This is a genomic window from Pseudomonas fluorescens (assembly GCF_902497775.2).
In the GTDB taxonomy this organism is placed as follows: domain Bacteria; phylum Pseudomonadota; class Gammaproteobacteria; order Pseudomonadales; family Pseudomonadaceae; genus Aquipseudomonas; species Aquipseudomonas putida_F.
Genome location: NZ_OZ024668.1, coordinates 5,205,328 through 5,218,851 on the forward strand (window position 1 = coordinate 5,205,328; position 13,524 = coordinate 5,218,851).

At 62.3% G+C, this 13,524-nt stretch carries 10 protein-coding genes and 1 tRNA gene; 4 read left to right on the forward strand and 7 right to left on the reverse strand.

Features of this window, described 5'->3' with window-relative positions:
- Positions 1-44: 44 nt before the first annotated feature.
- The 3 genes from F8N82_RS23975 to dibA form a co-directional block, all read right to left on the reverse strand.
- On the reverse strand, positions 45-1,052 hold the full coding sequence (locus tag F8N82_RS23975) for a sulfate ABC transporter substrate-binding protein (protein WP_038997733.1): 1,008 nt from the start codon (positions 1,050-1,052) through the stop codon (positions 45-47).
- 47 nt (positions 1,053-1,099) lie between these two features.
- Entirely contained in the window at positions 1,100-1,282 is a 183-nt protein-coding gene (gene oscA, locus F8N82_RS23980; protein ID WP_007941032.1) for a sulfur starvation response protein OscA, read from the reverse strand.
- Positions 1,283-1,521: 239 nt separating this feature from the next.
- A complete protein-coding gene (dibA, locus tag F8N82_RS23985; RefSeq protein ID WP_038997734.1) occupies positions 1,522-3,417 on the reverse strand; it encodes a phosphodiesterase DibA in 1,896 nt (631 codons plus the stop codon).
- 149 nt (positions 3,418-3,566) lie between these two features.
- On the opposite strand from dibA, the gene desA reads away from it, so the two are divergent.
- The gene (gene desA, locus F8N82_RS23990; RefSeq protein ID WP_038997735.1) at positions 3,567-4,751 is read left to right on the forward strand and encodes a delta-9 fatty acid desaturase DesA; all 1,185 of its coding nucleotides are present in this window, start codon (positions 3,567-3,569) and stop codon (positions 4,749-4,751) included.
- 135 nt (positions 4,752-4,886) lie between these two features.
- Positions 4,887-5,876: a GGDEF domain-containing protein gene (locus F8N82_RS23995; protein WP_052251600.1), complete on the forward strand. Its 990-nt coding sequence runs from the start codon at positions 4,887-4,889 to the stop codon at positions 5,874-5,876.
- A gap of 89 nt (positions 5,877-5,965) precedes the next feature.
- Here F8N82_RS23995 and F8N82_RS24000 read toward each other — a convergent pair whose 3' ends face one another.
- The 3 genes from F8N82_RS24000 to gabD form a co-directional block, all read right to left on the reverse strand.
- Positions 5,966-7,174: a response regulator gene (locus tag F8N82_RS24000; RefSeq protein ID WP_038997738.1), complete on the reverse strand. Its 1,209-nt coding sequence runs from the start codon at positions 7,172-7,174 to the stop codon at positions 5,966-5,968.
- A 141-nt stretch (positions 7,175-7,315) separates the two neighbouring features.
- On the reverse strand, positions 7,316-8,596 hold the full coding sequence (gene gabT, locus F8N82_RS24005) for a 4-aminobutyrate--2-oxoglutarate transaminase (protein ID WP_038997739.1): 1,281 nt from the start codon (positions 8,594-8,596) through the stop codon (positions 7,316-7,318).
- A 184-nt stretch (positions 8,597-8,780) separates the two neighbouring features.
- Complete coding sequence (gene gabD, locus F8N82_RS24010) at positions 8,781-10,223, reverse strand: NADP-dependent succinate-semialdehyde dehydrogenase (RefSeq protein ID WP_038997740.1); 1,443 nt, start codon at positions 10,221-10,223, stop codon at positions 8,781-8,783.
- A 261-nt stretch (positions 10,224-10,484) separates the two neighbouring features.
- Here gabD and F8N82_RS24015 point away from each other — a divergent pair.
- Both F8N82_RS24015 and F8N82_RS24020 read left to right on the forward strand, forming a co-directional pair.
- Positions 10,485-10,561 (forward strand) — tRNA-Arg (locus F8N82_RS24015).
- A 463-nt stretch (positions 10,562-11,024) separates the two neighbouring features.
- Positions 11,025-11,327, forward strand: coding sequence for a DUF3077 domain-containing protein (locus tag F8N82_RS24020; RefSeq protein WP_026001250.1), 303 nt, complete (start codon positions 11,025-11,027; stop codon positions 11,325-11,327).
- 178 nt (positions 11,328-11,505) lie between these two features.
- Here the strand turns inward: F8N82_RS24020 and F8N82_RS24025 are convergent, their stop codons facing one another.
- Entirely contained in the window at positions 11,506-13,479 is a 1,974-nt protein-coding gene (locus F8N82_RS24025; protein WP_224793757.1) for a TonB-dependent receptor family protein, read from the reverse strand.
- Between the last annotated feature and the right edge of the window lie 45 nt (positions 13,480-13,524).

Genomic DNA, 13,524 nt, shown 5'->3' on the forward strand with positions numbered 1-13,524 from the left:
CCGGGCCCATGCTGGCTACTGAACGGCGATTATCCTGCCGGGCATCACTGCGCCGTGTAGATCTGGTCGAACACGCCACCATCGTTGAAGAACTTGGGTTGGGCAGTTTTCCAGCCACCGAAGTCTTTGTCGATAGTCACCAGGTCCAGTTTCGGGAACTGCTTGGCGTATTCGGCAGCGACTTTCGGATCACGCGGGCGGTAGAAGTTCTCGGCGGCAATCTTCTGCCCGGCCGGGCTGTACAGGTGCTTGAGGTATTCCTCGGCGATCTGCTCGTTGCCCTTTTTCTGCGCATTCTTGTCGACCACCGCCACTGGCGGCTCGGCGAGGATCGACAGCGACGGCACGACGATGTCGAACTTGTCGGCGCCACCGTCTTCCTTGAGCGCCAGGAAGGCTTCGTTTTCCCAGGCCAGCAACACGTCACCCTGACCGTTGTTGACGAAAGTGATGGTCGAACCACGGGCGCCGGTGTCCAGTACCGGCACGTGCTTGAACAGCTCTTTCACGTATTCCTGGGCCTTGGCTTCGCTGCCCCCGGCTTTCAGGCCGTAGGCCCAGGCGGCGAGGAAGTTCCAGCGGGCACCGCCGGAGGTTTTCGGGTTCGGGGTGATGACCGAGACGTCTTTCTTGATCAGGTCGCCCCAGTCCTTGATGCCTTTCGGGTTGCCCTTGCGCACCAGGAACACGATGGTCGAAGTGTACGGCGTGCTGGCCTCCGGCAGGCGGGTCTGCCAGTTGTCCGGCAGGGTCTTGCCGAGCTTGGCCACTTCGTCGATGTCGCCGGCCAGGGCCAGGGTCACCACGTCGGCGCGCAGGCCGTCGATCACTGCACGGGCCTGCTTGCCCGAACCACCGTGGGACTGCTGGATCTTCACCTTGTCGTCCGGGTGAGCCTGCTGCCAGTGCTTGATGAACTCGGCGTTGTACTGCTGATACAACTCGCGGGTCGGATCATAGGACACGTTCAGCAGTTCGTAGTCCTTGGCGATAGCGGAACCGGCAAAAACGGCGCTGGCGAGGGCGGCCAGGGCATAACGGCGGATGGACATGGTGAAGCTCCCGATTGGCGTATTTTTCTAATTAGGTGGCGCGATAATCAGCTGGGCTTGTTGCCGGGGTTCTGCAGGCGGAACTTTTCCTTGCGTTCGATCTGGACGACCTGGGCGTTGTGCACGGTGATTTCCACCGCGCCAAACCGCAGGTCGCGCAGGGCGCTCTGGATTTCGCGCAGAATGGTGGCTTCGTCCTGACCGTCAACGCTACGCAGAGATGCGCTCATGCTCGTGCTCCTGTGATATGGGTGCCGTGCAGTGCGTGAAGGGGAGCGACTGCGCCTGGCTTGAGGGCAATCTTAGGGGGGCGCGAATATTCTTAAAAATACTATTTAAGAATTTTTATATAACTAAAAAAGCAAAACCTTGGGGGCCGCGCTGCAACCCATCGCTGGCAAGGCCAACTCCCACAGGCCCTTTGCCAGCAGAGCCTTTATGGGAGCCGGCGTTGCCGGCGATAAGGCCTTCAGGGCCAGCGCAATTGCTGTGCCGGCACCGGCCGCCCGAACCAGTAGCCCTGGCCCAGTTGGCACTGCTGCTCCAGCAGAAAACGCGCCTGCTCGGCCTGCTCGATGCCCTCGGCATGCACCAGCATGCCCATGCTCCGGGCCAGGGCAATGATCACCCGCACGATCGCCACATCGTCTTCATCACAGGGCAAGCCTGCGACAAAACCCTGGTCGATCTTGAGCTTCTGCACCGGCAGGCGCTTGAGCCGCAGCAGCGACGAATAGCCGGTGCCAAAGTCATCGATGGCCAGGCGCAAGCCCAGCTCACGCAAGCGATGCAGCTGCTCCAGCGCCACCTCGGGGTCTTCCATCACCGCGCTCTCGGTCACTTCCAGTTCGAGCAAGGCCGGGTCCAGGGCGGTGTCATGCAGCACCTGCGCCACCTGCTGATAAAGGTCGCGATGGCCAAACAGACGGCTGGAAATATTCACCGCAACAAACTCCAGCGCCCGCCCCTCGGCCTGCCATTGCACCATCTGCAGGCACGCCTGGCGCAGCACCCAGGTGTCGATATCGGCAATCAGCCCGGTGCGCTCGGCAATCGGGATGAACTCCCCGGGCGGCACCAGCCCGCGCTGCGGATGCTGCCAGCGCACCAGCGCCTCGACGCCGATCATCTTGCCGCTAAACAGGTCATGCACCGGCTGGTAATAGACCCGCAGCTCTTCCTGTTCCAGTGCCCGGCGCAGCTCGCCGGCGGTCTCGACCCGTTGCTGGGCATGGGCGGTCAGCTCTTCGGTGTACAGCGCATAACCGGCGCGGCCGCAGGTCTTGGCCTTGAACAGCGCAGAGTCGGCATTGCGCAGCAATTGCTCGGCGCTCAGGGCGTCGCTGGGGAACAGGCTGATACCGATGCTGACGCTGATGAACAAGCGTTGATTGTCGACTTCAAATGGCTCCTTCATGCCGTCGATGATGCTCTGCGCCAAGGCTGCGGCCTGGCCGACCTGCGAGCAGTTCTCGGCCAGCACGGCGAACTCGTCACCACCCAGGCGGGCCAGGGTCACGCCGCTGCCCAACAGCGCCTTCAAGCGTTCGCCCACCACCTTGAGCAACTGGTCGCCAATGTTGTGGCCGAGGCTGTCGTTGATGCTCTGGAAATGGTCCAGGTCGAGCAGCAGCAAGGCGCAGCCGCGCTTGTTGGCCTGGGCCGCGGCCAGGGCCTGCTCGGTGCGGTCGTTGAACAGCAGGCGATTGGGCAGGTCGGTGAGCGGGTCGTGATGAGCGAGGTACGCCAGTTCGCGCTCGGAATGCTTGATCGCGCTGATGTCGCTGAACACCGCGACGTAGTGGCTCAACTCGCCGCTGTCATCGCGAATGGCGCAAATGGTCTGCCACTGCGGGTATACCTCACCGCTTTTGCGCCGGTTCCAGATCTCGCCGCTCCACTCGCCCTTTTCGGCCAGGGTGGCGTAGATCTGCTGATAGAACGGTGCACCGTGACGGCCGGATTTGAACTTGCTCGGGCGCTGGCCGAGCACTTCGTCCTTGTCGTAACCGGTGATCTGCATGAACGCCCGGTTGACGTGCACGATCAGGCCATTGCGGTCAGTCACCAAGACCCCTTCCAGGGTGCTGTCGAACACCGCCGCAGCCATGCGCAGGCGCTCGCGGTCCTCACGGCGCAAGCGCACACCGACGCCGATGAAATTGAGCAAACGGGCGCGCGAGACAAAAATCAGCAGGGCACTGCACAGCACCCAGAAGTGCGCGCTGATCAACTGCCAGCGGGCGATCTGCTCAGGCGCATCGAAAAGACTGTTCAATAATTGATCAGACAGCGCCAGCCACAGTACCGAAAGCACAAGGTAGAGCGCCGCCATGCGCATGGCGTCTCGAATGGAAGCAGACATAAGGTCCCGGGCAAACCCACAAAAATTTGTGGGGATTATAGGGTAGAAACATCCGGTGACCTCCTATCTAAAAGGCCGACTGGTTTTATTTGCTGGCGCAGGGATAATGTTTCCCGCTGTTCCCTATGTTTTTGAGGGCCATTTAGCCTATGTGGTACGAAGGTTTGCTCAACTTGTCAGTGTGGCAATTGCTGGCAGTTACCCTGGTAATGACGCATGTGACCATCGTCAGTGTCACCGTTTACCTGCACCGTTATTCCGCCCACCGCTCGCTGGAACTCAACGCCGGGCTCAAGCATTTTTTCCGTTTCTGGCTGTGGCTGACCACGGCGCAGAACACCCGTGAGTGGACCGCCATCCACCGCAAGCACCACGCCAAATGCGAAACCGTCGATGACCCGCACAGCCCGGTGATCAAGGGCCTGTCCACGGTCCTGCGCAAGGGCGCCGAGCTGTACCGCGAAGAGGCACAGAACCCGGAAACCCTGCGCATCTATGGCAAGAACTGCCCGGAAGACTGGATCGAACGCAACCTCTACAGCCGCTACAAGCTCGGCGGCATCGTCCTGATGGCGGTGATCGACCTGCTGCTGTTCGGCACCGCCGGCATCACCATCTGGGCGGTGCAGATGATGTGGATTCCGTTCTGGGCCGCTGGTGTGGTCAATGGCCTGGGCCATGCGGTCGGCTATCGCAACTTCGAGTGCCGCGACGCCGCCACCAATCTGGTGCCCTGGGGCATCATCATTGGCGGTGAAGAGCTGCACAACAACCACCACACCTACCCCAACTCGGCCAAGCTGTCGGTCAAGCGCTGGGAGTTCGACATGGGCTGGGCCTGGATCAAGCTGTTCTGCTGGTTGCGCCTGGCCAAGGTGCAGCGCGTCGCGCCGATCGCCCACCGGGTCGAAGGCAAGGGCCAGCTGGACATGGACACCGCCATGGCGATCCTCAACAACCGCTTCCAGATCATGGCCCAGTACCGCAAGCTGGTGATCGCGCCGCTGGTCAAGCAGGAGCTGGCCCGGGTCGATGACTCGGTGCGCCATCAGTTCCGCCGTGCCAAGCGCTTGCTGTCGCGGGAAACCAGCCTGCTGGAAGACCGCCACCACCTGCGCATCCAGACCATGCTCGAGCACAGCCAGGCACTCAAGACCATCTACGAGAAGCGCCTGGCCCTGCAGCAAATCTGGGTACGCACCAGCGCCAACGGCCACGACATGCTCGCGGCCATGAAAGACTGGGTGCACGAAGCCGAGGCCAGCGGGATCCAGTCGCTGCGCGACTTCGCCGCCCAGCTCAAGACCTACTCGCTGCGCCCCGCCCTGGCCTGATGCCGTTGATCGGCGCGCCCGTTCAGTGGCGCGCCGACTGGAACTTACCCGCCTAATCTCACTCTGACAGGCACATCGCCCGCGTGGCGGGCCGGGTCGTGGCCGCACGCCCCAGTCGTGAGAATTTCCGCGCAAATGGTCAAGAACAAACCAACACCCCTGGCCTGCAACCCGCCACCTGAAGCCGCCCAAACCCTTCTAGCCCTGATGCATGCTCAAGGCGAGGTCGCACGCCTGAGCGAGCGCGAACAGCTGTTCAGCTCCTTGCTCGACAGCGTCAACGCGGTGCTGTGGGCATTCGACTGGGAAAGCCGCCAGGTGCTCTACGTCAGCCCCGCCTACGAACGCATTTTTGGCCGCCCCGCCGGCCTGCTACTGGCCGATTTCAACGAGTGGCGCGACAGCATCTACCCCGACGACCTCGACTACGCCGAACGCAGCCTGGCCGAGGTGCTGGTCAAAGGCGCGGTGGAAGACCGCGAGTACCGCATCATCGCCACCAATGGCCAGGTGCGCTGGATCAGCGACAAGTGCTTCATCAATCAGCAGGCCGACCCGAGCCAACGGGTGATCATTGTCGGCATGGCCGAGGACATCACCGAAAAGAAGCAGCTCGAAGGCGAACTGCAGCGCCTGGCCACCACCGACGTGCTGACCCAGAGCAGCAACCGCCGGCACTTCTTCGAATGCGCTCAGCACGCCTTCGAAACCGCGCGGCTGGAGCAAACGCCGTTAGCGTTCCTGCTGCTCGACATCGATGACTTCAAGCAGATCAACGACACCTACGGGCATCAGGAAGGCGACTATGTGCTGCAGCGCATCGCCGATACCGGCAAGGCGGTCTTGCGTCGCGGTGATCAGTTCGGGCGTATTGGTGGCGAGGAGTTCGCTGCGGTGTTTCCGGGCTGCACGCCGGAGATTGCCCAGCAGATTGCCGAGCGCCTGCAGCGCGAGATTCAGCGTTTGAGCTTCAGCCATGATGACAAGGTGTTCGGGGTGACGGTGAGCCAGGGGCTGACCGGGATCAGCGAAGCGGACGTGTCGCTGGACAGCCTGTTCGCCCGGGCGGACGCGGCGATGTACCAGGCCAAGCGCCAAGGCAAGAATCAGATTGTCAGTGGCTGACGGGCCTTTTCGCTGTTCTGGGGCTACTGCGTAGCCCCTTGTGGGAACTGGCCTTGCCAGCGATTGGGCCGCACAGCGGCCCCGGCCCCTCAAGCCTTGCGCAACCTGCCCAGCTCGGCCATCCCCACCTTGAGCAAACGCGCCGTCTTGCTTTCAACCAAACCTTCCAGCCCCTGATCCGCCGGCAAGCGCGCCAGCTGCCCAGCCAGGTTCATGACCAGCGCATCGCGTGAATACACGCCACCGCCCAACTGGTAGATCGCCGCAATCAGCTCGCGCAGCTCCAGCGGCAAACGCCAGCGGGTACGCAGCGCCGAGCCGAACGCCGCGCCAAACTCGTTGAGCGACAGCTGCACCCCATCTTCATCCAGCTCACCCCCGGCCTGCTGCCATTCCTGCAAGCAACGCAGCAGCGCCAGATCACCCAGGCAATGCAGCAAACCGGCGCAATAGCAGCGCTCCTGATCCAGCTCGAGCATGCGCGCCAGGGTCCGCGCGTATTCGGCGGTGTGCAGCGACAAGTCCCAGAAATGCTCGGCATGGCGCGACAAAATCGGGTCGCTGAGCTTGGCGCTGCGCTTGAGCGCAAGCCCCAGGATCAGGTTCATGCTCTGGGTCGTGCCCAGTCTGTTCAGCGCCTGCATCAGTGTCTGCACCGCACCATCGCGATGCAGTGCCGCGCTGTTGGCGGCGGCGATCAGCACGGCGGTAACCTGGGGATCGTTGCGAATCTCGGCCTCCAGCACCTTGAGGTCCAGGCCCTGGGGTTGCAAGCTGCGCTTGATCGCCCGCTTCACATCGGCAAACAGCGGGCCGCCATCTGAAGTCGCCCGGCGCCCTTCCAGAAAGCGTGGCAAGGTCGAGCCCGGCTGCAACGGCGGCACCGGGCAGGCGACCTCCTCCCCGGCGCTGAGCAGCAGGTCTTCCAGGCGCTGACGCAAGGACTCCATGTTCAACGGCTTGCTCAGGTAGGCAGTCGGCGCGAACGGCAGCACTTCGCGCACACTGGCGGCGTCACTGCGGTTGCTCATGAGAATGAACGGCAGCGCCGGCTGGCGGCCCTTGGCCCGCACGTTGCGCAGCAGGTCGAGGCCGTCGCCGCCGGGCAGCTCGCGTGCAGCGATGATCAGGTCCGGCTTGCTGGCCAGCGCCGCCAGCGCCTGCGAGCCATCGGCACACACCTGCAAACGCGCATCGCAGCGCACGCTGAGGAGCATCTGGCTCAGCATGTCCCGGACCCAGGGGTCGCCTTCGGCAATCAGCACACAAGGTGCCTGGGCGGGCTCTACAACGCTCATATACAACTCTCCCGATATTCCGCTACACGCAATCCAGTGCACCTTCCTAGGTGTCTCCTTACAGGCAACCTTAGCCCCCTGGCCTTCCTTTGGGCGAAAAAAAACCCGCCGAAGCGGGTTTTTCTTCTAATGCGTCACAGTTTACGCGAGTTCTGCGAAGCACTCTTCGATGATTGCCAGACCTTGGTCCAGTTGCTCATCAGGCGAGGTCAGCGGAACCAGGATACGCAGGACGTTGCCGTAAGTGCCGCACGACAGCAGGATCAGGCCCTTGTCACGCGCCTTGGCCACAACCGAAGCAACGGCGGCAGCGTTAGGGGTGTGGGAACCGGCCTTGTCGAACACTTCGATAGCGATCATCGAACCCAGGGCACGCACGTCACCGATGATCGGGTGCTTGTCCTGGATCTTGCGCAGGCCAGCGACCAGGCGCTCGCCAACGGCCTTGCTGCGGTCCAGCAGTTTCTCTTCTTCGAACACTTCCATCACGGCCAGGGCCGCGGCGCAAGCGATCGGGCTACCGGCGTAGGTGCCGCCCAGGCCGCCTGGAGCGATGGCGTCCATGTACTCGGCCTTGCCGCACACACCGGCCAGCGGGAAGCCGCCAGCGATCGACTTGGCGAAGGTGGTCAGGTCTGGAGCAACGCCCATCTGTTCCATGGCGAAGAAGGTACCGGTACGGCCAGCGCCGGTCTGTACTTCGTCAGCGATCAACAGGATGCCGTGCTGGTCGCACAGGGCACGCAGGCGTTTCATGAATTCTTTCGGCGCAACGTAGAAACCACCTTCGCCCTGAACTGGCTCAAGGATGATTGCCGCGATGTCACGGGCTTCGGCGTCGTTCTTGAAGATGCGCTCGATGGAAGCGATCGAGTCGTCGATGCTTACGCCGTGCAGTTCGTTCGGGTAGATGGCGCGGAAGATGCCGCCTGGCATCAGGCCCATGCCGGCCGAGTAAGGCACGACTTTACCGGTCAGACCCAGGGTCATCATGGTACGGCCGTGGTAAGCGCCGGTGAAGGCGATCACGCCGGCACGGCCAGTGGCGGCACGGGCGATCTTGATGGCGTTTTCAACGGCTTCGGAACCGGTGGTGACCAGCAGGGTTTTCTTGGCGAAGTCGCCTGGCACCTTGGCGTTGATCTTTTCGCACAGCTCGACGTAAGGCTCGTAGGCCAGTACCTGGAAGCAGGTGTGGGTCAGCTTGTGCAGTTGGGCTTCAACGGCAGCGATGATCTTCGGGTGCACGTGACCGGTGTTCAGTACTGCGATACCGCCGGCAAAGTCGATGAACTCGCGGCCTTCGACGTCAGTGACGGTGGCGTTTTTTGCCGACTCGGCGAAGATCGGGTGGATCTGGCCTACACCGCGTGGAACAGCGGCGACACGACGTTGCATCAAAGATTCGTTGGTCTTGCTCATAATGTCCTCAATTCGCCACACACAAGGCGGCGCGATTCAAGTCGGAGTGGCCGGTATTCAACTGCGGGCAGCATGCGTTGATCGACTGCTGCAGGGGCCCAGGCCACTGGATGTACGGTGTAAAAAAGGCCAGCGAGACGTCGCTCTCGCGCCCCGCTGGCAGAGGTAAAGCCTTACGCTGCGATCAGACGCTGATGCACAGGTATTTGATTTCCAGGTAGTCCTCGATGCCGTACTTGGAGCCTTCGCGGCCCAGGCCCGACGCCTTGATACCGCCGAACGGCGCGACTTCGTTGGAGATCAGACCGGTGTTGATACCGACCATGCCGTATTCCAGGGCTTCGGCGACACGGAACACACGGCTCATGTCACGGGCATAGAAGTACGAGGCCAGGCCGAACTCGGTGTCGTTGGACATGGCGATGACTTCGGCCTCGTCCTTGAAACGGAACAGTGGCGCCAGCGGGCCGAAGGTTTCTTCCTTGGCCACGGCAGCGTTCTTCGGTACGTCGACCAGAATGGTCGGCTCGAAGAAGTTGCCTTCGATCAGCTTGCCGCCGCTGAGCACCTTGGCGCCCTTGCCGACTGCGTCTTCGATGTGTTCCTGGACCTTGGCCACGGCCTTGCCGTCGATCAGCGGGCCGGTGGTGGTGCCGTCTTCCAGGCCGTTGCCGATTTTCAGCTTGGCCACAGCGGCCTTGAGCTTCTCGGCGAAGGCATCGTAGACGCCGTCCTGAACGTAGATACGGTTGGCGCAAACGCAGGTCTGGCCGTTGTTGCGGTATTTGGAGATGATCGCGCCGTCGACGGCCTTGTCCAGGTCGGCGTCGTCGAACACGATGAACGGCGCGTTACCGCCCAGTTCCAGGGACACTTTCTTGATGTCCTTGGCGCATTCGGCCATCAGCTGGCGACCGATTTCGGTGGAGCCGGTGAACGACAGCTTGCGCACGATCGGGTTACCGGTCAGCTCGCTGCCGATGTCGCCAGCACTACCGGTGACCACGCTCAGCACGCCAGCCGGGATACCGGCGCGGGTGGCCAGCTCAACCAGGGCCAGGGCCGAGTACGGGGTTTGCGAAGCAGGCTTGAGCACCATGGTGCAGCCAGCGGCCAGGGCCGGGCCGGCTTTACGGGTGATCATCGCCGCCGGGAAGTTCCACGGGGTAATGGCCGCGGTCACACCGATCGGCTGCTTGATCACGATCAGGCGCTTGTCTGGTTGGTGACCCGGGATGGTGTCGCCGTAAACGCGTTTGGCTTCTTCAGCGAACCACTCGATAAAGGAAGCGGCGTAGACGATCTCGCCCTTGGCCTCGGCCAGCGGCTTGCCCTGCTCGGTGGTCATCAGGCGGGCCAGGTCATCCTGGTGCTCGATCATCAGCTCGAACCAGCGACGCAGCTTGCCAGCACGTTCTTTGGCGGTCAGCGCGCGCCAGGCCGGCAGCGCCTTGTCGGCGGCCTCGATGGCACGGCGGGTTTCAGCGGCGCCCATCTTCGGCACAGTGCCGATGATCTCGCCCGTTGCCGGGTTGTTGACCTTGATCGTCTGGCCGTTGTCCGCGTCCAGCCACTCTCCATTGATGAAGGCTTGCTGGCGGAACAACTGGGCGTCTTTAAGCTGCATGTCGGGCTTCCTTAACTGCACCGTGCAGGCACGGAGCGAATTATTGATTGTAGAAAAAGGAGAGCGTTTGAAATCTCAAACGAATCCTAGGATCAACGAGGAGAAAGGACAATAGGGTGTTCGAAAAAAAGAACAAAAAGCGCTGTGCGGTGAATTTTTTCGGATCAACGTCACTTATAGCCCCTTGAGTGTGCGAAATCGACCACAGTCATTTCGACGATGGACGCCGCCAGCCTAGATGGGTATCATGGCGCCCGCGTTGCACTCGTAGCTCAGCTGGATAGAGTACTGCCCTCCGAAGGCAGGGGTCGTGGGTTCGAATCCCGCCGAGTGCGCCATATCAATGAAGGCTCAGGTGAATACCTGGGCCTTTTTTGTTTTCCGGCCCAGTACTCCCTGTGTGGGAGCGGGCTTGCCCGCGATGCGATACGGCAGGCAGACCGCAATCGCGGGGCAAGTCGGGTCGCCGCACCGCCGCTCCTACCAGCGCGCGTCTATGTCAGATTATGTTTCGAAGTCTCGAAATGTGTCGTCCTAAGAAATACCCTACGCGGTCTGTCGATGCCCGTCTGATTGTCCCTGGGAACTCATGCCTCTAGGCTCCTGCCCGTCACCGAAAACTCGGTGATCGGGTGTGGTAACCCGGTGTCGTGAACCCTACACAGCCTATGGCGGCTGTGCGCGGGAGGCTTTCGAGCCTGCCGGGTTTAGGGTTCTCCCCGGTTTACCACCCCGCGTACAGCTGCCACCCATTCGTGTGGTAACGGATGACAGTGTCAGCTTCACCCGGAAGAACCTGACATGAAAAAAATCGTCCCAGATCCACCACTCGATAAATCCGCCGCCACCGCCCACTCCGTCTTCGGCAATTGCCAAGCCGGGCACTCTGCGCTGTTCGCTGTTTGCTCCGGTGTCGCCGCCCATGATGCGCTGGTGCATGCCTCTCTCTACTTAGGCTGCGCTTACGACACTGGCTACAAAGCCTTCGACGATATTGATCCGGCCCACAAGGGCTTCTTGTGGTCGACCCTGCATTCGGTAGAGATGGCCAAAGGGTTGGTGGATGCCTTGCTGGATGGGATTGAGGAGCGGGTGGGTGAATAGCCGCTGACCACTGGCCTTGTGGGAGCGGCGGTATGACTTGCCCCGCAATGCGATGCGGCCGGTAGATCGCGATCGCGGGGCAAGCCCGCTCCTACCAGAATCGCCGACCATAGGTGTGGGAGCGGGCTTGCCCCGCGAGGCGATGTGGCAGAATCGTCGCACCGCCGCTCCTACCGGGTTAGAAACTCAGGCGCGCGCCAGCATACAGGGTGCGCCCCGGGCCCGGTTCGTAGTAACGCCCGGCGCCATCATTGATACGCAAATTGTCGTAGTAATGACGGTCACTGAGGTTATCCACACCCAGATACGGCTCCAACGTCTGGCCGCCCAGGTCGAACTGCTTGCCCACCCGCAGGTTGAGCAACGCCACCCCAGCAACCCGCGCGCTGTTGGCGTTGTCGGCGTACTGCGGGCCGTAGGCGTTCATGTTCAAGCGCGCATAGAAACCATCATGCTCGTAGGCTACTTCGCTGAATAAGGTCTGACGCGGGATGCCCGGCAGGCGGTTGTCATCAAAGCCGTTGAAGTCGGTGTAACGGTAGTTGTTGAAGCTGTAAGCCATGGACAGCCGCCAGTGCTCCAGCAGCTGGTAGTCGGCGCTCAACTCGACACCATCGCGCCTCGACTTGCCGGCATTGCGATAGAAGGTCTGGCCGCCGTCGACATAGGGCACCAGTTCATCCTCAAGCGCGATGCTGTACACCACGGCCTCGGCGCGCAAGTCGCTCCATTCGCCCTTGATCCCCAGTTCGCGGTTGAGCGCCTTCGCCGGTTGCAGGCTCGGGTTGAAGCCGCCACCTGCCGGGTTGGCCAGTTCGTTGACCGTGGGGGTTTCGAACGAGGTGGCGACGCGGGCATAGACCAGGTAATGCTCGCTCAGGCGATAGCTCAGGCCAGCGCTGTAGTTCCAGTCGTCCAGGGTGCGCGAGCCGGAGTCGTCGCCGTCGCGCTCGAAGCGGTCATCCACCGCCAGGCGCATGCTGTCGTAGCGACCGCCCAGGGTCAGCTGCCAGCGCTCGCTCAATTCGATAGTGTCTTGCAGGTACAGGCCAACGCTGCCGGCCTTCTCTTGCTGACGCAGGGTCAGTGCACCGGTGCCGCCACCGATCTGGTTGTTGTGCCGTTCACGGTCATCGCGTTGCTGTTCAAGATCGACACCGGCGGTGACTTTTTGGTCCAGGGCGAACCAGTTGGCCTGGTGCGTGTACTGTCCGCCGACCCCGGCGAACAGCCGGGTGTAGGTAGTCTGACCGCCATTGGCGTAAGGCAGGCGGTTGCCAAACTCGCGGCGCCCCAGCCAGCTGCGCAACTGATAGCTGTCGGCCTCGCCCAGGTCGCCAATCCAGTTCAGCGCCAGGCGCTGCTGGGTGATGTCTTCGTCGGAGTTGTACAGCAGGCTCTGCGCCCGGGCCTGGTCACGCTTGGCGTGCACTTCGGCGAGGGTCAGGGCGCCGGGGTCTTCGGAGCGGTTGTCGAGCGCCTGAAAAGTTACCCCAAATTGTCCGGCATCGCCCTGCCAGCGCAGCTTGCCAGTGAGGTTGCGCGCCTCGGAGGTGGAGTGCTGGCGATAGCCGTCGAGGTTGGTGACATTGAGCGCCAGCAGGCCGCCAAAGTTGCCGGAGGTGCCGCTGGTTTCCGCGCGCAGGCGCTGGTAGCCATATTCGCCGCCGCTGACGTCGATGGTCGACTGCGGCGTCAGCGAAGGCTCGCGGGTCTGGATCGCCAGCACGCCGCCCGCACCATTGCCATATAGCGTCGAGGCCGAGCCGCGGATCACTTCGATGCGCTCCACCAGGCCTAGATCTACGCCGTCCATTTCGGTCTGGCCATCGGGCATGGTCAGCGGCACACCGTCGACCAGCACACGAATGCCGCGCATGCCGAAACTTGAACGCGCGCCAAAGCCACGAATCGACAGGCGCATGCCCTGGGCCATGTTGTAGCGGCTCTGCGACACGCTGCCGGGCACCGCAGACAGCAGGCCATCAAGGGTCAGCAGTTGCTCGCCGGGCTTGTCGGCAACGTCCACGGCGCTAATCGAAGCGGGGGTCTCCAGCCAGGCGGAATTGACCCGCGTCGAGGTCACTTCCAGCGGCGCCAGTTCGACGCTGTCGGCACAGGCGCTGCCGGCGCCAAGCAACAGGAGGGTCATGACGGAGTGCCGCCTGGTAAACATGCTGAATCCTTGAATCGCTAG